Source organism: Lentzea sp. NPDC054927 (assembly GCF_053610285.1).
Map to the genome: position 1 here is coordinate 47206 of NZ_JBSGXZ010000003.1, position 23465 is coordinate 70670.

General features: G+C 68.0%; 24 protein-coding genes and 1 pseudogene. 16 read left to right on the top strand and 9 right to left on the bottom strand.

Going from position 1 to position 23465, the window contains the following annotated elements:
• Positions 1–82: 82 nt before the first annotated feature.
• Together ACWGE0_RS06530 and ACWGE0_RS06535 are read left to right on the top strand one after the other, a co-directional pair.
• Positions 83–1132 (top strand): LacI family DNA-binding transcriptional regulator, encoded by a 1050-nt coding sequence (locus ACWGE0_RS06530; RefSeq protein ID WP_452259905.1) that lies wholly within the window; start codon positions 83–85, stop codon positions 1130–1132.
• Between the two features lie 199 nt (positions 1133–1331).
• Positions 1332–3593 (top strand): hypothetical protein, encoded by a 2262-nt coding sequence (locus ACWGE0_RS06535; RefSeq protein WP_452259906.1) that lies wholly within the window; start codon positions 1332–1334, stop codon positions 3591–3593.
• Positions 3594–3685: 92 nt separating this feature from the next.
• Here ACWGE0_RS06535 and ACWGE0_RS06540 read toward each other — a convergent pair whose 3' ends face one another.
• Entirely contained in the window at positions 3686–3928 is a 243-nt protein-coding gene (locus ACWGE0_RS06540; protein ID WP_452259907.1) for a hypothetical protein, read from the bottom strand.
• Positions 3929–4238: 310 nt separating this feature from the next.
• Between ACWGE0_RS06540 and ACWGE0_RS06545 the strand changes: the two genes are divergently transcribed.
• The 3 genes from ACWGE0_RS06545 (at position 4239) to ACWGE0_RS06555 (ending at position 6119) form a co-directional block, all read left to right on the top strand.
• Positions 4239–4541, top strand: coding sequence for a hypothetical protein (locus ACWGE0_RS06545; protein WP_452259908.1), 303 nt, complete (start codon positions 4239–4241; stop codon positions 4539–4541).
• A gap of 142 nt (positions 4542–4683) precedes the next feature.
• Complete coding sequence (locus ACWGE0_RS06550) at positions 4684–5100, top strand: STAS domain-containing protein (RefSeq protein ID WP_452259909.1); 417 nt, start codon at positions 4684–4686, stop codon at positions 5098–5100.
• Complete coding sequence (locus tag ACWGE0_RS06555; RefSeq protein WP_452259910.1) at positions 5097–6119, top strand: magnesium and cobalt transport protein CorA; 1023 nt, start codon at positions 5097–5099, stop codon at positions 6117–6119. Before ACWGE0_RS06550 ends, ACWGE0_RS06555 begins: the two co-directional genes overlap by 4 nt.
• Before the next feature lie 57 nt (positions 6120–6176).
• Here the strand turns inward: ACWGE0_RS06555 and ACWGE0_RS06560 are convergent.
• Positions 6177–7184, bottom strand: a pseudogene (locus tag ACWGE0_RS06560) (AI-2E family transporter); the annotation flags it as partial.
• Positions 7185–7873: 689 nt separating this feature from the next.
• On the opposite strand from ACWGE0_RS06560, the gene ACWGE0_RS06565 reads away from it, so the two are divergent.
• From ACWGE0_RS06565 to ACWGE0_RS06590, 6 genes are all read left to right on the top strand, one after another.
• A complete protein-coding gene (locus tag ACWGE0_RS06565; RefSeq protein WP_452259911.1) occupies positions 7874–8623 on the top strand; it encodes a calcium-binding protein in 750 nt (249 codons plus the stop codon).
• 335 nt (positions 8624–8958) lie between these two features.
• On the top strand, positions 8959–9264 hold the full coding sequence (locus tag ACWGE0_RS06570; protein ID WP_452259912.1) for a hypothetical protein: 306 nt from the start codon (positions 8959–8961) through the stop codon (positions 9262–9264).
• A 182-nt stretch (positions 9265–9446) separates the two neighbouring features.
• On the top strand, positions 9447–9851 hold the full coding sequence (locus ACWGE0_RS06575) for an HPF/RaiA family ribosome-associated protein (protein ID WP_452259913.1): 405 nt from the start codon (positions 9447–9449) through the stop codon (positions 9849–9851).
• 194 nt (positions 9852–10045) lie between these two features.
• Positions 10046–10456 carry an STAS domain-containing protein gene (locus ACWGE0_RS06580; RefSeq protein ID WP_452259914.1) on the top strand — a complete coding sequence of 137 codons (411 nt, stop codon included), beginning with the start codon at positions 10046–10048 and terminating at the stop codon, positions 10454–10456.
• A gap of 75 nt (positions 10457–10531) precedes the next feature.
• Positions 10532–11437 carry an aminoglycoside phosphotransferase family protein gene (locus ACWGE0_RS06585; protein ID WP_452260215.1) on the top strand — a complete coding sequence of 302 codons (906 nt, stop codon included), beginning with the start codon at positions 10532–10534 and terminating at the stop codon, positions 11435–11437.
• 107 nt (positions 11438–11544) lie between these two features.
• The gene (locus ACWGE0_RS06590) at positions 11545–12204 is read left to right on the top strand and encodes a Type 1 glutamine amidotransferase-like domain-containing protein (RefSeq protein ID WP_452259915.1); all 660 of its coding nucleotides are present in this window, start codon (positions 11545–11547) and stop codon (positions 12202–12204) included.
• A gap of 4 nt (positions 12205–12208) precedes the next feature.
• On the opposite strand, the gene ACWGE0_RS06595 is transcribed toward ACWGE0_RS06590, so the two are convergent.
• The gene (locus ACWGE0_RS06595) at positions 12209–13072 is read right to left on the bottom strand and encodes a class I SAM-dependent methyltransferase (RefSeq protein ID WP_452259916.1); all 864 of its coding nucleotides are present in this window, start codon (positions 13070–13072) and stop codon (positions 12209–12211) included.
• A gap of 134 nt (positions 13073–13206) precedes the next feature.
• On the opposite strand from ACWGE0_RS06595, the gene ACWGE0_RS06600 reads away from it, so the two are divergent.
• The gene (locus ACWGE0_RS06600; RefSeq protein WP_452259917.1) at positions 13207–13893 is read left to right on the top strand and encodes a ferritin-like domain-containing protein; all 687 of its coding nucleotides are present in this window, start codon (positions 13207–13209) and stop codon (positions 13891–13893) included.
• A 43-nt stretch (positions 13894–13936) separates the two neighbouring features.
• On the opposite strand, the gene ACWGE0_RS06605 is transcribed toward ACWGE0_RS06600, so the two are convergent.
• The gene (locus ACWGE0_RS06605; RefSeq protein ID WP_452259918.1) at positions 13937–14890 is read right to left on the bottom strand and encodes a helix-turn-helix transcriptional regulator; all 954 of its coding nucleotides are present in this window, start codon (positions 14888–14890) and stop codon (positions 13937–13939) included.
• Positions 14891–14953: 63 nt separating this feature from the next.
• Between ACWGE0_RS06605 and ACWGE0_RS06610 the strand changes: the two genes are divergently transcribed.
• Positions 14954–16120 (top strand): epoxide hydrolase family protein, encoded by a 1167-nt coding sequence (locus ACWGE0_RS06610; RefSeq protein WP_452259919.1) that lies wholly within the window; start codon positions 14954–14956, stop codon positions 16118–16120.
• On the opposite strand, the gene ACWGE0_RS06615 is transcribed toward ACWGE0_RS06610, so the two are convergent.
• Entirely contained in the window at positions 16110–16766 is a 657-nt protein-coding gene (locus ACWGE0_RS06615; protein ID WP_452259920.1) for a hypothetical protein, read from the bottom strand. The two genes, ACWGE0_RS06610 and ACWGE0_RS06615, sit on opposite strands and share 11 nt — an antisense overlap.
• Positions 16767–16992: 226 nt before the next feature.
• On the opposite strand from ACWGE0_RS06615, the gene ACWGE0_RS06620 reads away from it, so the two are divergent.
• Complete coding sequence (locus ACWGE0_RS06620; protein WP_452259921.1) at positions 16993–17415, top strand: hypothetical protein; 423 nt, start codon at positions 16993–16995, stop codon at positions 17413–17415.
• A 15-nt stretch (positions 17416–17430) separates the two neighbouring features.
• Here the strand turns inward: ACWGE0_RS06620 and ACWGE0_RS06625 are convergent, their stop codons facing one another.
• The 3 genes from ACWGE0_RS06625 to ACWGE0_RS06635 form a co-directional block, all read right to left on the bottom strand.
• The gene (locus ACWGE0_RS06625) at positions 17431–19671 is read right to left on the bottom strand and encodes a molybdopterin-dependent oxidoreductase (RefSeq protein WP_452259922.1); all 2241 of its coding nucleotides are present in this window, start codon (positions 19669–19671) and stop codon (positions 17431–17433) included.
• 11 nt (positions 19672–19682) lie between these two features.
• Entirely contained in the window at positions 19683–20261 is a 579-nt protein-coding gene (locus ACWGE0_RS06630) for a TetR/AcrR family transcriptional regulator (RefSeq protein WP_452259923.1), read from the bottom strand.
• A 230-nt stretch (positions 20262–20491) separates the two neighbouring features.
• Complete coding sequence (locus ACWGE0_RS06635; protein ID WP_452259924.1) at positions 20492–21004, bottom strand: hypothetical protein; 513 nt, start codon at positions 21002–21004, stop codon at positions 20492–20494.
• A 191-nt stretch (positions 21005–21195) separates the two neighbouring features.
• On the opposite strand from ACWGE0_RS06635, the gene ACWGE0_RS06640 reads away from it, so the two are divergent.
• Together ACWGE0_RS06640 and ACWGE0_RS06645 are read left to right on the top strand one after the other, a co-directional pair.
• A complete protein-coding gene (locus ACWGE0_RS06640; RefSeq protein WP_452259925.1) occupies positions 21196–21825 on the top strand; it encodes a hypothetical protein in 630 nt (209 codons plus the stop codon).
• Positions 21822–22439 (top strand): DedA family protein, encoded by a 618-nt coding sequence (locus ACWGE0_RS06645; protein ID WP_452259926.1) that lies wholly within the window; start codon positions 21822–21824, stop codon positions 22437–22439. The genes ACWGE0_RS06640 and ACWGE0_RS06645 overlap by 4 nt, the downstream gene beginning before the upstream one ends.
• Here the strand turns inward: ACWGE0_RS06645 and ACWGE0_RS06650 are convergent.
• Positions 22429–23349 (bottom strand): LysR family transcriptional regulator, encoded by a 921-nt coding sequence (locus ACWGE0_RS06650; protein ID WP_452259927.1) that lies wholly within the window; start codon positions 23347–23349, stop codon positions 22429–22431. The genes ACWGE0_RS06645 and ACWGE0_RS06650 overlap by 11 nt on opposite strands.
• Positions 23350–23465 lie beyond the last annotated feature (116 nt).

The window sequence follows — 23465 nt, forward strand, 5'->3', positions numbered from 1 at the left end:
TCACTGGTCAGCCGGATTTCATCGATCGACTCGATGCATCGCGTCCGCAGTGGCGCGCGGTATGAGGTCAGGGGTGTTCGTCGTGGCGAAGTCGCCTGCCAGGCCTGCCGCGCCGCGATCTGGCCCGGTCACGATCGCCGACGTCGCCGTGGCCGCCGGGGTGTCCAAGCAGACGGTGTCGAACGTGATGAACTACCCCGAGAAGGTGCGGCCGGAGACTCGGGAACGCGTGTTGCTCGCTGTCGCGGACCTCGGGTTCCAGCCCAACCGGGCGGCTCGGGCGTTGCGCTCCAGTTCGGCCGGCATGATCGCTTGCCGCATCGAGCCCGTCTCCTCCCACTCGCTCGCTCACCTGCACGACCGGTTTCTGCACGCGCTCGCCGAGGCCGGTCAGGCGGTGGGCAGGCACTTGATGTTGTTCGCGGTGGACGACGCGGAGAACGAGGTGGTCACCTGCGTGCGGCTGGTTCGCAGCGGGGCGGTCGAGGGTGTCGTGCTGTACAACGTGGTGCCTGACGATCCGCGGCCGTCGATGCTGCGGGACGCCGGGGTGCCGTTCGTGTGCTTCGGGCGGTTCTCCGACTCCGCCGATGCGACCGGCTGGGTGGACGTCGACAACGCGGCGGGCATCGCCGTTGTCGTCGAGCACCTGGCTGCGTGCGGCCATCAGAGGATCGGGTTTCTCGGTTTTCCGGACGGCCACCGGGTCGGTGACGATCGGGCCGGGGGCTGGGTGACGGCCATGGACCGGCACGGTCTGCTGGCCGGCAGCCACCGTCTCAACGTGCGTGGCGAGGACACCTGGATCAGCGGCGCGAGGATGGCTCGCGGTCTCCTGGACCGGGCCGATGCGCCGACCGCTCTCGTGGCGGCCTCGGACACCCTGGCGGCGGGTGCCCTGCAGGCCGTTCGTGATCTTGGGCGGACTCCTGGGGAGGACGTGGCCCTGGTGGGGTACGACGACACGCCTTCGGCGGAGGTCCTCGACCTGTCCAGCGTCCGCCAGCCGATCCCCGAGATCGGGCGGCGGATCGTGGAAGCCCTGTGCCCGCCTGACGGGACAGTGCTTTCCGTGGCGGCGCTGCTGGCGCCGGAGCTGGTAGTGCGTGGTTCGTCCCGGCGCCGGGCCTGATCGTTCGCGTCGGGTGACGCTGACGGGGTGGATCGGTCCACAGCACCCCGCCGAGTCGAAAGCCAAGGCGTTGCAGGAGTTTTCCCAGCGTTGACAGTCCGAGAGAGCCTGTGGTTGGGTTTGGTCCACGCCAATTTTAACGATCCAATTTGGCGGCGGAGGTCCACGACCGGGGCGCGCTCGGAGGGGAAGGCCGATCATGAAGACGCACAGCCGACGGCGGCGCGGGTGGCCGGCCGTGATCGTCACCGCTGCCCTGGTCCTGGCCGGCAGCTCCCCGGTGTGGCACTCCAGCGATGCGCGAGCCGCGGTGACGCAGCACGACAGCGCCTCGATCGGGTGGGAGGGCGACTACTACGGCGTGCTCACGCACAAGGACGGGAGCTTCGACGTCCACTCCGGACCGAACACCACGGTCCGGTTCGGGATCTACAACAACCCCGGACGCGTTCAGTGGTTCAACGCCGGGGGCTACTACCCCGCCCTGACAACGCAGTTCGAGCGGGACAACAGCACCGTCACCATCACCAACTTCGGTGACGAGGTGACGATCGGCAACCGGGACTTCGTCGCGATCTACTCGCGGGTCCGCGTCGTCAACCACGACACGGTCGCGCACGTGCTGGACCCGGCGCCGACCGGCGGGACCCTCCCGCTCAACCGCCCGTCGACGACCATCGGGCCGGGGCAGACCACCGACTTCGACTACGTGATCGCGGCCGACCGGTTCGGCCAGGGTTACGCCTGGCCCACGGCCGCCGAACTGACGGCGGCCGGCGGTTACGACGCCCACTACGCGCACATGACGTCCTATTGGGACGGCAAGCTCGCGCAGATCGCCCAGATCCAGGTGCCCGACCCACAGCTGGCCAACGCCTACCGGGCCGGGTACATCACCACGAACCTCGTCAAGGACGGCAACCGCCTCAACGTCGGCGAGAACGGCTACGACGCCATCTTCAACCACGACCTCGTCGGCATGCTGGTGCAGTTGCTGGAGGCGGGTGACCTGAACCGGGCCAAGGACTACCTGCCGACGCTGATCGCCCAGGACGACCCGAACGACATCACCCGGATGTACCCGGACGGGACGTGGAAGTACAACTGGCCCTGGGCGGTGTACCTGCGCAAGACCGGCGACGCCGCTTTCGTCCGGGCCCACTTCGCCACGATCAGGCAGACCGCCCGCAGGATCGAGGCCGACGCCACCGGTCCCGGCGGCATCATGAAGGCGACCGTCGCGGTGGACCACACCGGTCACTGGACCGTCGACAACCAGTCGGCGTTGCTCGCGCTTCTCACCTACCGGTACATCGCCACCACCCTCGGCGAGACGGCCGAGGCGTCCTGGGCCGGCCGGACGTACGACACCCTCCTGCGCGCGGTCAACGCGCGGCTGAACACCACGATCTCGACCAACGGCCTGTCCTATCTGCCTTGTGCCATGGACGTTCCCAACAGCAGCGCGAACGTCTGCGGCCAGACCAACAACGGCAACTGGGCCTCGATGTTCCTGTTCGGACGCTGGGCGTGGGACGGGCAGCTGTGGGGCAGCAGCCCTGCCGGCCCGATGATCGACCTGATCGACGCCACCTACGACAACGGCTTCAGCCGCCTGTCGGGCCTGCCCCAGCACACCTTCGGCGGCTACCCCGGCGTGAGCAGCTCCTACAACGCCGGCTACGGGTCGGCGGGACTGGCCTCCTCCCGTTACCGCTCAGAAGGCATCTACGGCTACCAGTACCTCGTCCAGAACGCGCAGAGCGCTCCTTTCTCGTGGTGGGAAGGAATTCAGGCCGTGGGAACGAGCAACTGGTCCCCCGGTACCCACAGCACCGCGGGCAGCGGCTCGAGTCCTCACATGTGGGGACAGGCCAACGCCTCCAAGGTGCTGCTGGACTCGCTGCTCGCCGAGAAGCTCGACGGCACGGTGATCGTCGGCCGCGGCCTGCCGAAGCAGTGGCTCCGCGACGGCGCCACCACCAGCGTCGGCAACTACCCCATCGCGGGCGGCAGGCGCATGGGTGCGGCGATCACCGTGTCCGGGGCGAACATCAGCCTGACCTTGTCCGGAGCCACCCCCGCGGGCGGCGTGAGCTTCGAGGTGCCCGCGTTCCTCGGAAACATCACCAGGGCGAGCGCGGGCACCGTCGACAGCGCCAAGGGGGTCGTCAGGCTGCCGGCCGGTACCAGCTCGGTCACCGTGACCCTCGCACAGGCGCCGGTGTTCACCGAGAAGGGCGGCCTCGACCTGCAGGGCTACTGCACGTCCATCGGCGCCGTGAACGGGGTCGTCCTCGCCGGGACGACCGCCCACGACTGGCGCTGCGTCACGGGCACCGGCGCACAGGTGGCCATGAACCTGGACGACGCCTGCCAGCGCCAGAACCCGCACGAGCAGGCCGTCTTCTCCCGGTCTGCCGCCATCGCCGACCCGTACAGCTGGAAGTGCCTCGCCTAGCGACCTGGAGCGTCACATCTCATCCCGTCGTCAGCACCGCAAGGCGTTGAGGTGACTGGTCAGGACCGGGGAGAACGTCTCGTCGGCGGTGGTCATCGCGTGGCCCGCGTCAGGCAGGACAACACGATGGCGCACAACAACACGGGCATCGGCTTCAGCCGTCGTGCGACGTCAGACGGGAAGACGGCGTCGCCTGACTCGACCAGCTGCCTGGTCTGGTCGTGCAGTCGCATGGCCAGCACGTCCAGCATCCGCAACGCGAGCGGCTGCAGCATGATCAGCGCGGCGGCACGCCGATCGGGTGGAGCATCCGCGGCGAGCACCAGCGCCGTCATCGCCCCTCACTGTGGCTGGCGAGTGCCACCCGGCCCGCGGTCACTTCCCCACAACCTCGCAGGAAGTCACGGGTCGCTGGTGGCCCGGTGGCGCTCGACATCGGGGCGCCTGCGCAGCCACCGACCCAGCAGCGCCTCCGTGACTCCCGGATCCCCCGTCGCCTCCTCGAGTTCGGCGAAGACCGACGACACCAACTCGGAGTCGTCCGGCGCCCGATCACGCCGAGAACGAACGCACAGGTCAGCGGACTGACGCGACGTGTCATGTGCCCGGCCGGGCGTCCGCGTCCGCGCCGGTCGGCAAGGGCGCGTGATGATCCAACGTTGTCCGGAGAAGCGCGTACTGTTTCGGGAAAGTGCCCTGGACCCCGGCATGGCGGGCATCCGACCGAGGGGCACTTTCATTGCGCACATCGATCAGCTTCCCGCTGGCGCGCCGATCGCGGGGATCGCGGAGCCCCGTCGAAGCACGGTCGCTTCCATTCAGCGTGCTGTCGGGCTGGGCCTGTTCAGCGTGGCCGAGGCCGAACTGATGATCGACCGGATCCGCGCGCTCGTGACCACGCACGCAGCGGGAGCCATTCCGATCAGTCCTGATTGGACAGACACGTGACCGCTGTGTCTGCGAACTTCTGGCAGGGACGCTTTCCGATCAAGGAGATGTCACCATGACGCCCGCCCTCCACCGTGTGTCGGCTGATCGATCCTCACGCGCAGCAGTCGTCCAGCCAGACGTACAGGTCGCGAGCGCAACCATGTGCGCGGCCCCGCCCGGTGTTGTCGTGCTCGCGGTGCGCGGTGAGGTCGACTCGTGCACAAGCCCGCTGCTGCGTGATCGGCTGCTCGAGCACTTGCGGCCCACCTGTCGGCAACTGGTCGTGGACCTCACCGAGGTGAGTTTCTTCGCAGCAGCCGGTCTCACCGTCCTGGTCACTGTCGGAGAAGCGGCTACGGCAGCGGGCGTCCGGCTGTTCCTGGTCGCAGACACACCCGTGGTACTGCGACCACTGATGATCACCGGGCTGGACGACGTGTTCGACGTCCATCCCAACCTCGAACACGTCCAGCGGCACTTCGGTGCCGTCGCCGAACAGATCATCAGTGGATCGCTTGGTGATCGCGGCGTCCTGCCAATGCCGCGCGCGGAGCCCAGTCCGCACTGCTCGGCATGACCAGCATCATCAACAACGTCGTCTACCTGAACGGGCGGCATGCCGCGTCGCCGGCCACTCTGGCCGACACCTTCCGGCTGCTGGAGCGGCAGCCCGACAGCATGGCCTGGATCGGCCTCTACCGGCCGGTCGAGGCTCAGCTGATGGAAGCGGCCACCCAGCTCGGGTTGCACGGACTGGCGGTAGAAGACGCCATCACAGCCCACCAAAGGCCGAAACTCGAACGCTACGGCGACATCCTGTTCGTGGTGCTGCACTCGGCCGACTACCGCGATGACACCGAGCGGGTCGAGTTCGGTGAGCTGCATCTGTTCGTGGGCCCCAATTTCGTGCTCACGGTGCGGCACAGCGACACACCGGGCCTGACCGGCGTGCGGCACCGGTTGGAGGCCCAGCCCCATCTGCTGCGGCTGGGCTCCGTGGCGGTGCTGTACGCCGTGCTGGACGCGGTGGTCGACGGGTGCACGCCCGTGATTTCCGGGCTGCGCAACGACATCGAGGAGATCGAGACCGATGTGTTCAGCCGCGATCCGAACGCGTCGCGGCGAATCTACGAACTGTCCCGTGAGGTGATGGAGTTCCAGCGCGCCACCCGCCCGCTGCTCACGATCCTCGACAGCCTCTCGGCCGGGTTCGCGGAGCACGGCATCGACCAGGAACTGCAGCGGCACCTGCGCGACGTGGCCGACCACGCCACCGTCGTGGTCGAGCAGGCCGACGGCTTCCGCGGCGTGCTCGCCGACGTCCTCGCCGTCAACACGACCCTGGTCACCCAGGCGCAGAACGAGGAGATGCAACGTCTGGCCGAAGCCAGCAACGCGCAGAACGAGCAGATCAAGAGGATTTCCTCATGGGCGGCGATCCTGTTCGCTCCCACGCTGATCGGCACCATCTACGGGATGAACTTCCGCCACATGCCCGAGCTGAACTGGGTGTGGGGATACCCGTTCGCGCTGCTGCTCATGGTTCTGGTCTGCACCGGCCTGTACCTGGTTTTCCGGCGCCGCGGCTGGCTTTGACGCATCAGGCCGGGCGTCCGGCGCTCCGACGCGGTGGTTCCAGATGTCGCGGAGGACGACCTGGATGACGCCGGCGATCGGGATGGCGAGCAGTGCGCCGAGTATTCCGGCGAGTTCGGTCGCCAGAAGCAAGGCGACGAGCACGGTCAGCGGGTTGAGTTTTACCGTCCTGGAGAAGATCACCGGTTGCAGCAGGTGGTTCTCCAGCTGCTGGTAGACGATGAAGAAGATGATCACTGTGATGGCGGCGGGCAGCGAATGGATGAGTGCGGCGACGCCGGCGACCACCGCGCCGAGGGTGGCGCCGATCAGCGGGATCAGGTCGGCGATCGCGACGAAGACCGCGATCAGCTCGGCGAACGGCACTCCGAAGATCTTGAGCACGATGTAGGTGAGCACACCGCAGATCGCGCTGATGAGCAGGTTGCCGGAGATGTAGCCGGTGATGGTCTTCGCGCACTCGCGGCCGACCCGCTGGATGCGCTGCGCGCGTTGCGAGGGGAACAACGCGAGGGTCCCGTCGACCACCTTGGGGCCTTGCAGCACCGCGAGGTAGGACAGGACGAAGATGGAGATCGTTGCGACGATTCCGGTGACCGCGCTGCTCAGCAGGTTCAGGGCCGGCGTGCCCAGGCCGGTGGCGAACTGCCGGATGCGCTCTTCGTTGTCGCGGGCGAACTCCAGCGCGTTGGTGCGTTCCAGGAGGATGCCGACCGCGCCTCTGCCGCCGCGGGCATCAGCGATCATGTCCGGCAGCCGGGTCGCCAGCTGTGTGCCCTGCTCTGCCAGCGGGATGGCGAACAGCGTGAGCACTCCGCCGAATGCCAGGAAGACCACGAGGAACACGACCAAGGTCGCCAGTGAGCGGCGGCACCACCTGACGTGGCTTTGCAGCCAGTTCACCGCCGGGTAGAGCGCGACGGTGAAGACGACCGCGATGAGCATCCACACCAGAACTCGTTGGACGTGCATGACGAACACCACGGCGACGACCGTGGCCAGGGTCAGCCCGATGGTCGCGAGGATGGTCCGCACAGGAACCCTGTAGGTGCGCAGACTCGACATCGTGCCGGCACTCCCGTCCCGGTCGTCCGATGACCGTTCTCGGGGAAACGCCGAGCACGGCGCCGGTTCGGTTTCCGGCGCGTGAAGTGCTCTCGGCACCCTCGAACTTACGCCGATGGACTGTGCGGCGCCTCCCTGTCAGCGGGCCTGGGCTTGGTGATCCTCGTCAGTTCAGCGACCTTCGGCGATCGGGCGATGACCTGCTCCGCGACGTCCCGTCGCCGAGCTGCTGATGGAACCCGACACCTGCAAGTCGTGACCCCGAGCTTTCGCACCGAGAACGGACAACATTGCGCAACCACCACTACCCGATGACCTTCCTGATTCATTAACACAACCCATAAGACAACACAATTCCAGGCCGCCGAGGAACATTCGACCAACATGGTTCCGAGCAGCCGTCTTGATGCGGTTACGATGATTACACGCCATCCAAGAGGGCCATTTGGGGGACTGCGGTATCGATCTTCGCGAACGAAGGGGTAGATTGCTTTTCGTTACCCCGGACCTCGGTGACGTGACCTGCTCCGCGATGATCGTGGAGGCAGAACACGAGCCGAGGTTTTTGCATGCTCAAGTCGCCGCACAGCCTGGTTCGACAAGGTCTCCTGTGCGTCGCTCGCGCATTCTTTTCCGCTGACGCGTTCGCGCCGAGCGGCTATGACAAACAGTGTTCGGGAAATGAAGACATGAGGATCCAGCAGAGTCAGATCCGCCGGACGATCGTCGCCGCGGTGGCCGGAGTTCTCGCGGTCCCTGGCTTGTGGGCGGTCACCCCGCTGACCGCGCAGGCCGCCGTCAACTGCGTCGTGAGCGCCGGCGTGACCCAGACCGACACGGTCGTGACCGGAAGTCCCGGCAACGACACCATCGACTGCGGCGGCACTGATCCCGCCAAGACGATCAACGGCAACGGCGGCAACGACACCATCACCGGCTCAGCCCTCAACGACACGATCAACGGCGGCGACGGCAACGACACCATCACCGGTGGCACCGGCAACGACACCCTCACCGGCGGCCTGGGCATCGACACGATCTCCGGCAGCGCCGGCACCGACAACCTCATCGGCGCTTCCGTCGACGGCAGCCAGGACAGCCTCGACGGCGGTCTCGACGTCGACACCTGCCAGGGACCCGCGCCGGACCCCGACATCCACGCCAGCTGCGAGAACACGAGCACCCCGCCGTCCACGGGCCCCGGCTCGGGCATGGAAAACGCAACCCAGCTGTGCATCGCGACCGGCGGCGTGCTTTCCCTCACCGCCAACCCGGTGGGCTACGTCTGCGTGTTCAACCCCCTCAGCCCAGCCGACCGCCGCGTCCAGGAGGCCCGCGGCATCTGCACCGGAGCCGGTGGAACGTTCGTGAGCCTGCTCCCGCTGAGCTACGCCTGCCTCCTACCGGCCACACCACAAGCCATCCGCTCCACGAACTGATCCAGGTCACTCCGTTCCCGGTCGCGCACGCGGCCGGGCGGGGACATCGCGGCCCACCGACGAGCCGAATGGAGTTTACGTTCTACCGATTTTTGTGTTCAACCTCATGTTACGCGCTCACGATATTTCCGCCCGGCATTTGGTGGATCAACGAATGAGCCCCCACCTGCGAGGAGTCGCAACAGAAAATCAGGAGGCACGTTTGGTTGATCAAATCAGAATTGGTGTAGTGTTGATTTTGCTGGGAACACCTCGTACGTGGGCGGTCAAGCTCACGTCGTACTCGGCGAAAAACTGAACCGGCTGTTTTCCGGCCGGGGACGGGAGCCCCCGACATGATGTCGGCATCCCACCTTCCCATCGCTCCATCGACCGAGCCGGTCTCCGAGCGGCTTCGGCGCTCGCCGCGCACACTGCTCGCCGAGCTGGGCGACGCCCTGTGGCTGAGCTACTACCACCTCGCCGACCGATGGCGGCGGACTCAGCTCGACGGGTTCGTCTCACACCCCGTGCGCACCATCGACCTGACCACGCTGGACGGGCATCGCATCACGCTGCCCGCGCGCCGGGAGCACGTCGAGATGCGCAGGCTGAGCCTGCACGGTCACATCCCGGACCAGGCGCGGCGGCCCTTCGCCTGATCCGTCCACAGTGGAGCGTCTGTTTCCGACAAGCTGGCGTCCCTGCCAGAACCGCTGCTGCTGCACGACGACACGTTCGTGATCCCCTACGGCGCGAGCGACGCGACCATCGGGCTGGCCACCACATCACTGCGCGGCCTGCTGGCCACCTTGAGAAACACTCCACAAAGGATCGTGACCAGATGAGCGAACTGCCAGAGGACAGCGCGGTGATCACCAACCGGCTGCACCTCGCCACCGGCTTCCTCTCGAACGAACGCGGCTGGGTCGTGGAACGTCTGGCCGCACTCGGCTCGCGCCTGCGCTCGTTCCACGACGACCAGGTCGACCTCGAGATCAGCGTGAAGGACCGTCGCGGCGTCGAGCAACGAGTCACCCTGGAGTGCTGGATCAACCGCACTCCCCGCCTGCACCTCGTCGCCACCTCGTCCGAGCCGGATCTGCCGGCCGCACTCAACGAGGTCCGCAACGAGCTGATCCGGCAGGTCGACGAGGCCAAGACGCGGACCGAACCGCGCCACAACCGCGCGCTGAGGCTCGTCCCCGTGCTGCCTGAGCCGGATCAGCCCCAGCACTCCCCAGGCTGAGGCCGATCCTCAGTTCTGGGCGGGGACGGCGATCGAACCGCTGCACCGCCGAACGGGCACACATGACGACCCGAACGAGTGGTGGCACCCGACGCGGGCTTGTGCGTGGACTCCGCTGATACCTAACGTGCGGCTTCTCATCCCTCCGCCCGCCTGGACCCCGCGGTCGCCACGGTTCCCCGAGGAGAATCCCCGTGAGCACCGTCCGTCTGCCCAGGGCGCCCGTGATCGACCAGAGCGTGTCCCGCCAGCTGGGCAGATCCCCCGGCACCGTGCGATTCATCGTCACAGAACAGCTCGTCCGAAGAGGGTCCGTCGTGATCGCGGTACTCGGCGAGGTCGACCTGCGCAGTGGTCCACTACTGCACACCCGTCTCCACGAGCACGTCCGCAAGGCAGGCCCGGATCTCATCGTCGACCTCACCGCGGTGAGCTTCTTCGGCATCGCCGGCCTGGCCACCCTGATGGCCGTGTGGGAGGCCACCGTGACCGCCGAGGTCGAGTTCATCGTGGTGGCCCGCACCCGCGCAGTCCTCCGGCCGCTCAGGCTCACCGGATTGGACCGCAAGTTCGACGTGATCCCCGCCCTGGCTGCGCAACGATGACGGCTGATTCCCGGACGACACAGCAGAGAAATTGGCTGGTCCGGTGTCTCCACCGGCGGAAGGATCTACGCCGTGATGCTCCACGAGAACGAGATCCCGACCGACGAGGCAGTCGTCAAGGCACTTCTGCGGAATCAGCGCCCTGATTGGGCTTCACTGCCACTGGCCCCGGCGGGTGCCGGCACGGACAACACCATGTTCCGGCTGGGAGACGAACTCCTCGTCCGGCTTCCGCGGACAGCCGACAAGGCTCGGTCCCTGAACAAGGAGCGGACATGGCTGCCCAGGCTCGGACCACTCCTGCCGCGCCAGATCCCGGAACCGGTCCACGCCGGCACGCCGGCCCCCGAGTTCCCGCTGCCCTGGTCGGTCTACCGCTGGATCGACGGGACCGAAGTCTCCTCGAACGCCGTCCAGGACTGGGCCGTCTTCGGAACCGACCTGGCGACGTTCGTCCACGAACTGCACAACATCGACCTCATGGGCGCCGCTCGCGCCGGTGACCTGAGCTGGTACCGCGGAGGCACCCTGAAGGACTGCGAGGAGGCCATCAGCGCCTACTTCGCGAACTGCCGGGCCACCGAGGACAGCAGCCTCGACGTCGAGACGTTGGAACAACTCTGGCGCACAGCCATCGAGCTGCCTGAGCCATCAAGCCCTCACGTCTGGCTCCACGGAGACCTCAGGCCCGCCAACCTCCTGGCCGCGAAGGGCAGGCTGCACGCCGTCATCGATTTCGGGTGCCTCTCCGTCGGCTTCCCCGCTGCCGAGCACGCCCCGATCTGGGACCTGCCCGACCCAGCGCGACAGGCGTACTGGAACGCCACGAACATCGACGACCTCACCTGGACCCAAGCACGAGCATGGGCCATCGCCGTCGGCATCGCCGGAATCTCCTACTACCGCAACACCTGGCCCGCCTTCGTGACCGACTGCCGGACACGACTCGAAGCGATCCTCACGGACGCCGCAACACGTTGACCAAGCAACGGCGATGAGTTTCGCCGTGGCGTCCAGTCTGCCTTCCACACACCCGACTTCCTGACGCTCCAGCAGAGCGTCAGGACGGCCACGTACAGGAGGCACGCGTGAGGCTTCTTCTCACGTCCGCAGGCGTCACGAACCCGAGCATCCGCGATGCGCTGGCCGACCTGCTGGGCAGGCCGATCGCCGACTCCAGTGCTCTGTGCATCCCCACGGCGACGTACGGCAGCCCCTGGGGCGGGCCGGCCTCTGCCTGGCGCTTCATCACCGGACAGACGCCACTGCCCATGTGCGACCTGGGGTGGAAGTCGCTGGGAGTTCTGGAGTTGACCGCGTTGCCCAGCGTCGGAGAGGAGCGGTGGGTGCCCTGGGTGCGGGAGGCCGACGTCCTGCTGGTGGGCGGCGGCGATGCGATGTACCTGTGCCACTGGATGCGGCACTCCGGGCTGGCGGACCTCCTGCCTTCGCTGCAGGACACCGTCTGGGTGGGGCTGAGTGCCGGGAGCATGGTGATGACGCCCCGGATCGGTGACGACTTCGTCGACTGGACGTCACCCGACGGGGGCGACAGCACCCTCGGGGTCGTCGACTTCTCGATCTTCCCGCACCTGGGTCTCCTGCCGGACAACACCATGGCCGCTGCCGAGAGATGGGCAGCCGAGATCGCGGGGCCGGCGTACGCGATCGACGACCAGACGGCCGTCAAGGTTGCCGACGGCACCGTCGAGGTCGTCTCCGAGGGGCATTGGAAGCTGTTTCCCTGAGAACTCAACGGCTCGCGCGCAGCATGCGGATCGCGTGCAGCGCCGGGGGTGGTTCGCCTTCGAACGCCGCGGGTCCGCCGAGATAGCCGACGATCAGGTCGGGGGCGGAGTGGTCCTCGACACCCGTGAACCCGAGCGCTCGCAACTGGGCGGCGATGCCGTCGGGAGTGAAGTAGCTGAACAGGGGTTCGCCGACGGCGGCCAGCCGGTCGGCGCGTGCGCGCTGGTGGGCACGTTCCGCGTCGGTGGTCGCGGACCTCAGGTAGTCGAAGACCACCTCGACCGGCTGGGCCTGATCGGCGATGTAGGCGAGGGTGGCGTGGACGGCGTCCGGGGTCAGGTAGTAGACGACGCCCAGCCACACGAACACGGCCGGGTCCGTCCGGCTGAATCCGGCGGCTTCCAGTTCCGTTGCGAGCGTTTGGCTTTCGAAGTCGACCGGCACGAAGGTCAGCGTCTCGGGGCTGTCGATTCCGGTCGTGGCAAGGCGTTCCCGCTTCCACGCCTGGGTGGCGGGGTGGTCGACCTCGAAGACGCGCAGGTCCCGGTGCGGATTGCGGTAGGCGAAAGTGTCCAGGCCCGCGCCCAGGATCACGACCTGCCGCACACCGGCGGCGACGGCCCCGGCCACGGCGTCCTCGGCGAAGCGAGCCCTGGAGGCGAAGAACAGACGGCGGAACCGGTCTGTCACGGCGCCGCCGAGGCGATCGGTGGCGGCCGTGCCCAGTTTCGGGAGTTCTTCCGTGGCGTAGCCGAGCAGACGTGCCGCGAGAGGGTCCGTGAAGATCCGTGGCCGGTCAGCGATCTGGTGGTAGGCGCGGGCATACGCGGTGACGAGCGCTGTCCGGCTGGGTCCGCCGTTCTCCATGGTCACCACGCTACTCACGAAGTCGCCACGTATCGGGCACCCGTGGGCTCACCTGCTGAACACGCACGCTGAACCTTCACAGAACCTCCCCACAACCCGGCCAACGCGTGCGGTGATCCGGCCGTCTTCCCATCATGTTCACCACATGGGTCGAGAACTTCGAGGCCGAAGCCGCGCGCCGGAAGCGCATGGGCGATCCCGACTGGGCCGTCGGAGCCCGGTTGCACCCCGACGTCGTCAAGAGCGTGCAACGGTTCCAGGTCGGCGAGTCCGGCGACGGCGCCAACCTGATCGCCAAGGCGGGCGGCGGGACCTACGGCTCGGCGGTGCGGTTGTTCGTCGCCGAGGAGCAGAACCACGCGCGGATGCTGGAGCATCTGCTGCGGGCGGCCGGCCAGCCGACGATCAGTTCGCATTGGACGGACGCGGTGTTCGTACGGCTACGTCGTGCGCTGGGACTGCGACTGGAGCTGATGGTGCTGCTCATCGCAGAAACCGTTGCGCTGCGGTACTACCGGGCGTTGCGGGACGGCAGTCGTGACCCGCTCACCGCTGAGGTCGCGGATCGGATTCTGCAGGACGAGGAGCGGCACGTCCCGTTCCACCAGGCCCGGCTCGGCCGGGTTTGGTGGCCTGCACGGGCGTTCTGGTGGCTGCTGTTCGTCGGTGCCGTGGTGACGGTCGCGCACGACCACGCGCCAGGGCTGCGACAGCTCGGCGTCGGGCCGTGGCAGTTCGTCGTGCAGACGCTCGAAATCGTTCGGCGGCAAGGGATCATGGACGGCGATGCGCATCGTCCCGCCCGCACGGACGCGCCTTGATCTCGCACACGACTCGTTCAACGGGCTGTTCGCCGGCCACCCGCTATGCCGGTGTGGCCGCGCGGCGGAACCTCGTCGCGAGGCGATCGAACGCCGCCACGAGCTCGTCTCCGTCGATCACCTCGATGTCGACGTCGAGCTGGGCCATCCACAGCGCGAGCCGGTCCGGGTCGTCGGCACCCACCTCGACCCGGCAGGTGGACTCGTCGACCACCTCGATCGCGACCGGGATGTGGATCTTCGCGGCGACCTGGGCGGCGGGAGCGTGCACGAGGATCCGGGCGCGGTACTTCCAGGACCCCTTGCTGACGCGTTTGACCACGTACTCGACGGCGCTGTCATCCGGGATCACGCGCGGCCGGAACCGCGCACCCGTCAGTGCGTACGGAACCATGCGGTCGACACGGAAGACCCGCCAATCGTCACGGTCGAGATCCCACGCGAGCAGGTACCAGAGCGCTCCCCAGCTCACCAGCCGTTGCGGTTCCGCATGGCGCGCCTCTTCCTCGCCCCTGGGCTTCGTGTATCCGAACCGGAGCCGTTCGTGGCCGCGGATCGCGGCAGCGACCGCGCCGAGAACCGAGGGATCGAGAGGCGGCGAGGCTCCTGGCACAACGCTCATCGCCTCGCGGACAGTCTCCACGCGCCGACGCAGACGCGATGGCAGCACCTGCTCCAGCTTCGCGAGCGCGGTGAGCGAGGTCTCTTCGACGCCGAGCCTCTGGGTCGCGACCGCACCCAGTCCGACCGCGACGGCGACAGCTTCGTCGTCGTCGAGCAGCAGTGGGGGCATCGCCGTTCCGGCGGCCAGCCGGTACCCGCCCGCGACGCCGGGGCGCGCATCGACGGGATACCCGAGCGACCGCAGCTTGCCGATGTCGGCGCGCACGGTCCTCGTGCTCACGTGGAGCCGGTCGGCGAGCTCGGTGCTCGTCCAGTCGCGCTTGAGCTGGAGCAACGACAGCAGTTCGAGCAGGCGTGCCGAGGTCTCCAACATGTTCTCGATCATTCCAGCAATTGCGGAAGCCACCCTGCCGCATTGCCTGAAAACGTCATGGTCATGAACGAGAACACCGCACTCACGCCGTTCCACATCGACATCCCGCAGAAGGACGTCGACGACCTGCGCAACCGGCTGGCGCACGCGCGCTGGCCGATCCACGTGCCGGGCCGAGACGATCGCACCGACTTCAGCCGCGGCATCCCGCTGGTGTACCTGAAGGAGCTCGCCGAGTACTGGCGCGACGGATTCGACTGGCGTGCACAGGAGGAGAAGCTCAATCAGTACGACCAGTTCACGACGGTAGTCGACGGCCAGACGTTCCACGTCGTCCACGTTCGATCGGCGAACCCGGAGTCCACCCCGCTGATCCTGAACCACGGCTGGCCGGGATCGTTCGTCGACTACCAGCGACTCGTCCCGCTGCTGACCGACGAGTTCCACCTGGTCATCCCGTCGCTACCCGGCTTCGGGTTCTCCACCCCGCTGTCGGGGACCGGCTGGGAACTGGCGCGGACGACGGACGCCTACGCCGAGATCATGACGCGTCTCGGCTACGAGAGGTTCGCCGCTCACGGCACCGACGTCGGCGCGGGCACCACCGGCCGCCTCGCCGCGCTCCACCCGGAGCGCGTCATCGGCACGCACATCGGCGTCGACCCCCGGTTGCTCGGACTGCTCGGCGACAAGTTCCCCTTCCCCGATGGCCTGTCCGATGACGAGATCGCCCAGATCGAGGCGGTGCGCATCGAGGACGCGGCTGATCGCGGGTATCTCCTGATGCAGGACCACCGTCCCGACACGATCGGCCCGGCGCTCACCGACTCGCCGGTCGGTCAGCTCGCGTGGATCGCCGAGAAGTTCAGGACCAGGACCAGCGGCGGCTACCGGACACCGGACGAGTCGGTCGACCGCGACCAACTGCTCACGAACATCAGCCTGTACTGGTTCACCCGCAGCGGCTCGTCGAGCGCGCAGTTCTACTACGAGTCAGAGCACTCCGGACTCGACCTGGTCATGGCCGCCGGCGTGCCGTCCGGATGGGCCGTGTTCGACACCCACCCGCTCGTGCGCCGAGCGATGGACCCCTGGAAGGCGATCGGTCACTGGAGCGAGTTCACCGAGGGTGGTCACTTCCCCGCGATGGAGGAGCCGAAGCTGCTCGCGGACGACATCCGCACCTTCTTCCGCGGCATCTCCACGCCGTTCGAAGAGATCAGCAGGTGACGTTGACGGTCGCGTTCGCCTGGAACGACACGTGCACGTGGTCCATGTGGTTGGCCGTGGGACTACCCCGGTCCTCCATCGGCGTGAAGCCGCTGCCGTCGTTGTAGCGCTGGCGCCAGATCACGTAGGTGACGCCGAACGCCTTGCGGTTGGCCAGCACGTAGTCGGCCAGGGCGTTACCGGTGGCGGTGTTGACCATGAAGTCCAGCGCCAGGCCGGAGGGATGGTCACCGGACCCGCCACGGCCGGCGGCGCCGCCGATGTCCTCGACGCCGAACTTGCCCGCGATGTGGTGGCCTACCTGCGCCACATGCGGCTTGACTCCGTCCAGCGTGGTCGGACAGGGCGGCGGAGGTGGGGGCGGAGGCGGGGGCGGCGTGGTGGTCGTGGTCACCGGAGGCGGCGTCGTGGTCGCCGGAGGTTGCGAGGACGACGGCGCGTTGCTCGATGACGTGGCAGACCGCAGGTCCTGGCTGACGGAGGTCGACGGGGCCGCCAGCAGGGCGGCCGCGCCGACTGGATCGACCTGCTGGTCGGAACCTCGGACGACCCAGAAGGTCGCGGCCAGGCTCGCGCCGAGGGTGACGGCGACTGCGAAGGGCAGCTTCCGGCTGGCTGTCGGCGGCGGTCTATGTCGGCCCTGCATTCAGGAGAACACCTTGCGTTGGGGACAGGGGCATGGTCACACGCCGGGCAACATTACGAAATGAACACGGCAACGTCATAGGCGAGTGTTTATGCTCACATCTCCCCTGGTAAGCGCGTCGCCACAGAAAGTGACGTCCCTGTGCGTGATGACGACCTCATCGCACTGTCCGTCGAGGTCACCGGAGTGGGGAGGGGTCCCGGCCGGTTCCGGCCAGGCTTGGCGGATGAGTCGACGGTTCACCTCCGCATTGCTGCTCGTGGGACTTCTCAGCGGGTGCGCCGGCACCGGGACGCCCGCGCCTGCGCCGGACTCGTCCGTGGCGGTGACGCCGTCGTCCACCACCGCGAAGGCCGAGGCCGCACCGAACGTGGTCGTGCTGGAGGTGACGGGAACGGCCACCATTTCGTCGCTGTCGCTGGTCGTCGACGGAAGTTCCAGCGAGGAGACGTCGGTAGCGCTCCCCTGGAGCAGGACTCTCGAGTTCCCCGCGGCGAGCAGCCACGAGTGGAAGCTGGTGCTGCGGCACAGCGGCGGCAGCGTGCTCGCGACATCCACCGCGAACGGGCAGCTGCTGACGCAGACCGCCGGCAGCAGCTCGCCCGGCAGCGACAGCACCGCACAGCTGTCCGGCAGCATCACGAAGTGAACCCGGTGCCGCCCCTCACCTCGCCTCGGGCGCGAGTGGTTCGAGTCGGGCCGGCACGTGCTTGTGCCACGGTGTGCCGGCCCACTCGTCACGGTCCTCGGCGGCGGTCAGTTCGTTGGGAGCAACGCCCGTGCGCTCCTTCACCGTGAGGCCGAGGCCGTTGGGCAGCGAGATGTGACCGGAGCGCATGGTGTCCGTGGCGTCCACGGACACCTCCGCGCTGCCGCGCCGGGTCGTGAGCTTGACCCGGTCGCCTGTCGTGACGCCGAGCCGCGTCGCGTCGGTGACGCTCATGCGCAGGCGGCCGTCCGGGTCACGCCGGCGCCAGCTGGGGTCGCGCATGATCGTGTTGGCGGTGAAGGCGCGTCGTTCTCCCGCGGACAGCACGAACGGCCAGTCCGGATCCTGCCGCGGGACGGGCCGGTCGCCCAGGGCGGCTACCGCGGCGAGCAGCTCCGGCACAGCGAGGTTGATCCGCTCACCGCGCAGGCGCCGCCACGAGACGTCGTACTCGTCGTCGGTGATGTGCACGCCGTGCTGGCCGTTGACGATCGCTTCGAAGAGCCGCTCCCCCGCCTCGAGCCCGGACCCGTAGCCCGCCTTCTCGACGCCGGCCGGGTTCTTGCGGGCGCACTCGTGCGCGGCCATCCACAGCACCGCAGCTGCTGAGGCGTCGTGCGGCAGCGTCGGGCCGAGCGTGCGGTACAGCAAGACGGACGCGAGCCGTCGCTTCGCCGGATCCGCCAGAATGGAGAGGAACGCCTGCGCGAACTCGGCTCGGCCGGCCTGTGCGGCCGCGCGCAGCGGTGCGTAGTCCTGTTCGGTGAGCGCGCCGGACGCCTCGACCAGCCGGGCGTGGATCTCCGGTTCGGGCAGCAGGCCCTCCGGCGCGGGCACGACGGGGTGCCGCAGGTGGAAGATGTTGCGCGGGAAGTCGAAGTTGAAGAACGTGGCCTCGAACTTCTCGAACTGCGTGGGCGCCGGCAGCACGTAGTCGGCCAGGCGTGCGGTTTCGGTCATCGCGATGTCGATGACGACTACGAGTTCGAGCGCGGCGAGCGCTTCCCGCATCCGGGCCGAGTCGGCCAGGGAGTGCGCCGGGTTCGCGCTCTCGACCAGCATCGCCCGGTAGCGGGCTGGGTGGTCGGTGAGGATCTCTTCCGCGATCACGTTGCACGGCACGAGACCGCTGATGATCCGTGCGCCCGCGACCGGGCTGCGCGGGCCCTCGCCGTCGGCGTGCCCGCGGTCGCGGCCGATCGGCACCAGGCTGGAGGGCACGTACTGGGCGCCTTGTTTGCCGAAGTTGCCGGTGAGCAGCCAGACCAGCTTCTCGACGTAGCTCACGAGCGTGGAGTCGCGGTTCATCTGGACCCCGAGGTCCTCGAACACGGCCACGGAGTCCGCGGCGGCGATCCGGGTGGCGACAGCCCGCACCAGCGTTTCCTCGACGTCGGCGATGGCGCAGTAGTCGCCGACGGGTACCTGCCGCAGGACAGCGGTGACGGCGTCGAGGCCGTCCGCGTGCTCGGCGAGCCAGTCGGCGGCGATCAGGTCCTCCTGCACGAGCACGGCGGCCAGCGCCGTCAGCAGGTAGAGATCGGTGCCGGGCCTGACCTGGAGGTGGAAGTCGGCCAGCTCCGCCGTCTCGGTCCGCACGGGGTCGATCACGATCATCGACCGTGCCGGGTCCTTGGCGATCTCCTTGAGCACCGAACGGGCACGCGGGAAGCCGTGCGACTGGTAGGGGTTCTTGCCGACGAACAGCGCGACCTCGCAGTGCTCGAAGTCCGCGCGGGTCAGGTTGCCGAGCATGCGGGCGCTGACCCAGAACTCGCCGGTCTTCTCCTGCGCGAGCGCGGACGACCGGTAGCGGGCGCCGAACGCGGCCATCGAGGCGGGCGAGTACGCGCCGCCGAGGTGGTTGCCCTGACCGCCGCCACCGTAGTAGAAGATCGTCTCGCCGCCGAAGGTGTCGCGGACCTCGCCCAGGCGCGCCGCGATCTCGCTGATCGCGGTGTCCCAGTCGATCTGTTCGAAGGTGCCGTCCTGCCGCCGGCGCAGCGGGTGCGTGATCCGGCCCGTGTCGCCGTTCTGGTGCAGGTCGAGGCGCAGCGCCTTGTTGCAGGTGTAGCCGGCTGACGCGGGGTGGAGCTTGTCGCCGCGGATCTTGTCGAACGACCGGCCGTCGTCACCGACGAGGATCTCGATCCCGCAGTTGCACTCGCAGAGGATGCAGGCGCTGGGTTTCCACATGGGCCAGGCTCCTAGTCTCGTCGCTCGAGCAGGGGCGCGATCTCGACGAGCACGTCGTCGAGCGGGCCCAGGTCACGGTGAGCACGGCAGAGGATGATCGCTCCCTCGATCGCGGACACGACCAACGTCGCCAGCCGCTGTGCGCGCTGTGCCGCGAAACCGTTGGCTGCCAACGCCTTCGCGAGGCTGCCCTGCCAACTGGTGAAGATCTCCCGCACCACGTCACCGGCGTCGGGGACGACGTCACGGCTGTCCATGGCCATCGCGGCGACGGGACAGCCCGCCCGGTAGTCGGTCTTGGTCAGCGCCCGCTTCCAGAAGGCGACGAGACGGTCCACCATCTGCCGGACGTCACCCTCGGCCGCCGACTCGCTGACCATGGCGGCGATGTAGTCCCCGGCCTGGCGGACCGCGCCCAGGACCATCTCGTTCCTGCCGCCGGGAAAGTGGTGGTAGACGGAACCCCGCGGCGCACCGCTGTGCGCCAGCACCGCGTCGACCGTCACGCCGGCCGCACCACGTTCTCGCAGCAGCAGAACCGCGCTGTCCAGCATCCGCTGCTTGGTGCCCCGCCTGTCCTGCTCGCTCATCGCGCCTTCCCCCTGACTCGGGAGTATGGCAGAGACCATAGTCGGTCCCACGATCCACGGCTACCCGCCCGCCGGGGCCCGATGCCCGCTCCGATTGCGCCAGGGCGAACACATCATTGCCGAGAACGCACTTGTCGCCACATTGATCCCTGCCTAGTTTCAAAAGGGAGGCTCACGGCGATCGCCATTGTCGAGCAGTGACAGAAAAGCGAGAAATTCGTGTTCCCCCATCAATTCGCGCGTACAACCCTGCCATCGTCCACGGCCTGGGCGGAGTCGCCGCCGTGGTGAGCATCGAAGGCGCGGTGCGGGACCTGTTCCGCTACCCGGTGAAAGCGCTCAGCGCGCAGCCACTGAACCAGGTCGCGCTCCGGCCGGGAGAAGGGATTCCGCACGACCGGATGCTCGCGTTCGCACGGCCGGACGGCGGGTATCGACCTGGGACACGGACGGGGCTGTCGAAGCAGGAGTTCTTCGCTTTGGTCTCGGACCATCGCCTCTCCGGTCTCGACACGCACTTCGACGTGGAGACAGATGTCCTCACCGCACAAGTGGCCGGACACGAGGCACTGAAAGCCGCTTTGCGCACGGAAGAAGGCATCGCCGCCGCGATGCGGTTCTTCGCCCGCGTGCTCGACCTGCCGGCGGATGTGGTGCCGGTGCTCGCGCGGGGAACCGGGCAGGCGCTTCACCGACGCGAACATCGCCGGGGACGGACCGATGAACTGGGTCTCGGTGGTCAACACGGCCTCGGTCCGCGATCTGGAGTCGCGCATCGGACCAAGCGCTGTGCTGCGACCGAGGTCGCCCTGGGAGCAGCACCCCTGCCGGGCACAAACGCAGTTACAGCCTCGTCGATCCGGGCGGCGGCGAGCCCCGGGAGTACGTCGTGTGCGTGCGGCGCGACCGCGCCGGCCGGGGTGGTTCCGCGAGCATGCACGACGACGTGGCGGTCGGCACCGAACTCCGGGTGTCCGCACCGGTCAACAGGTTCCCGCTGCACCCTTCGCCCCGGTACCTGTTCATCGCCGGCGGGATCGGGATCACCCCGATCCGGGCGATGGTGCGCCGGTTGTGCGCTCAGGGTCATCCGGCTGTGCGGCTGCTCTACATGACGCAGTCCGCTGAGGAAACCCCGTTCCTGCACGAGTTCAGCGGCCCAGAGGACACCGTGCACCACAGTGACGACCACGGTCTGCTCGACCTGTGGCCACATCTGGCCGAACCGGACGACGACGTGCGTGTCTACTGCTGCGGCCCTGCTCCGCTCATGCGAGCCGTGCGAACGCTGACAGCTCACTGGCGCGCGAGCCGGATTCACCTGGAACAGTTCTCCGCCGACCTCACCGGAATCTCCCTGCCGTTCACCGCGGTCTGGGCTCCGGACGGGCTTCGGGTGTGCGGTACCTGCCGCCTGGCAGTCCTGGCAGGCGGGGTCGAGCACCGCGACTCCGTGCTGACCGATGAGGAACGTCTTTCCAGCGTGGTCGCCCGCGTGTCGTGCGCCGTGTCCTCGGAGATCGTCGTCGGGCCTCACGACCATTCACGAAAGGATCCTTCGTGATCGACTGGCTGCGGCTCACCGAGTCGCTCATCTCCTCGCCGTGGCTCTACGCCGTGCTGATCGCGGTGTCCTTTCTGGACTCGTTCCTGCCCCTGATCCCGAGTGAACCCGTCGTGATCGTCGCGGGCGTCTACGCCGCGACCGGGCAGACCGACATCGTGCTCGTCATCGCCGCCACGACACTCGGCGCCTTCCTCGGCGACATGGTCCCGTACGCGGCAGGACGGCTGTTCGGCACGCGCTTGCTCAAGCGTCTCCCGCCTGGCACCAAACGCCGCGCGGCGCACGACTGGTTCACCCGCGAGCTCGACGCCCGCGGCGGCTTCATCCTGGTGACCACGCGCTTCATCCCGGTCGGGCGTTACCTGGCCACGTTGTCCACCGGCCTCGTCGGCTTCCCGCTCGGCAGGTACGTGCTGTTCGTCGCGTTCGCCACCGCTTCCTGGAGCGCCTACACCGCGCTCACCGGCTACCTCGGCGGCGTGCTGTTCCAGGAGAACACGCTCCTGGCGATCGCCGTCGGCGTCGGTCTCGCGTTGGTGGTGACCGGGTTCGTCGAGGTCGTGCGCCGCCTGCGCCACCGCGGAGATCCCGCCGTGCAGGTCACCGACTGACGCCCTCCGCGGCGGCGGTGGCCATGATGTGACGGGCGCGCTCGCGCAGCAGTTGGTGCGTGCGGTCGTGGTGGTTGCGCGGATGCCACGCCATGGCGACGGTCACCGACGGCAGTGCAAGGGGGATCGGGAACGTGCGGAGCCCCAACGTGTTCAGCATCCGGCGTGCCAGCCGGGCCGGGGCGATGCAGACGACATCGGTCTCCGAGGCGAGGAACAGCGCGCTCGCGAACGTGGGCACCACGGCCACCACGCGCCGGTTGAGTCCCAGCTCTGCCAGTTGTTCGTCGATCGGACCGTGTGCCCGGCCACGCCGTGACACGACGATGTGATCGGCCTCGGCGAACCGTTGCGGCGTCACCTTCTTCGCCGCAGCGAGCGGGTGGCCGGGCCGCACCACGCCGATCAGCGTCTCGGTGACGAGCGCTTCCGAGTGGATCTCCGAGTCGCCGGGGCGGATGCTGCCGATCTCCAGGTCCACCAAGCCTTCTCGCAGGGCCGGGGTGTCCTCGAGGTTCTCCGGCCGCAGCCGCAACGAGATGCCGGGTGCCTGCTCGCGCAGGTCGTCGATGAGCGCGGGGATGAAGGTCGTGGAGAGCATGTCGGTGACCTGCAGGTCGAACATGCGCACCGCGGTTCGCGGATCGGCGGTGGTGGACGGCGCGAACAGCGCTCGGGCTCTGGTGGCGATCGCGTGCACCTCACCGCGCAGTTCGAGCGCCCGCGGGGTGGGCACGAGATCGCGCCCGGCCCGCACGAGCAGCGGGTCGTCGAAGACCCGGCGCAACCGGGCCAGGGCCCGGCTCATCGCCGGCGCCGAGGTGTGCAGCCGGGCAGCGGCCTTGGTCACGCTGTTCTCGGCGAGCAGCGCGTCCAGCGCCTCGATCAGATTCAGATCGATGTAGTCCACTCACCGATTATCACATCCGAAATTGTTCCTTGCCAGAGTTGCACTGGAGTTAATCCGGTATCGCTCCTACTGTCGAAAGCAGGAAGAAATCGTTGGAGGACAAGCACATGACGAGG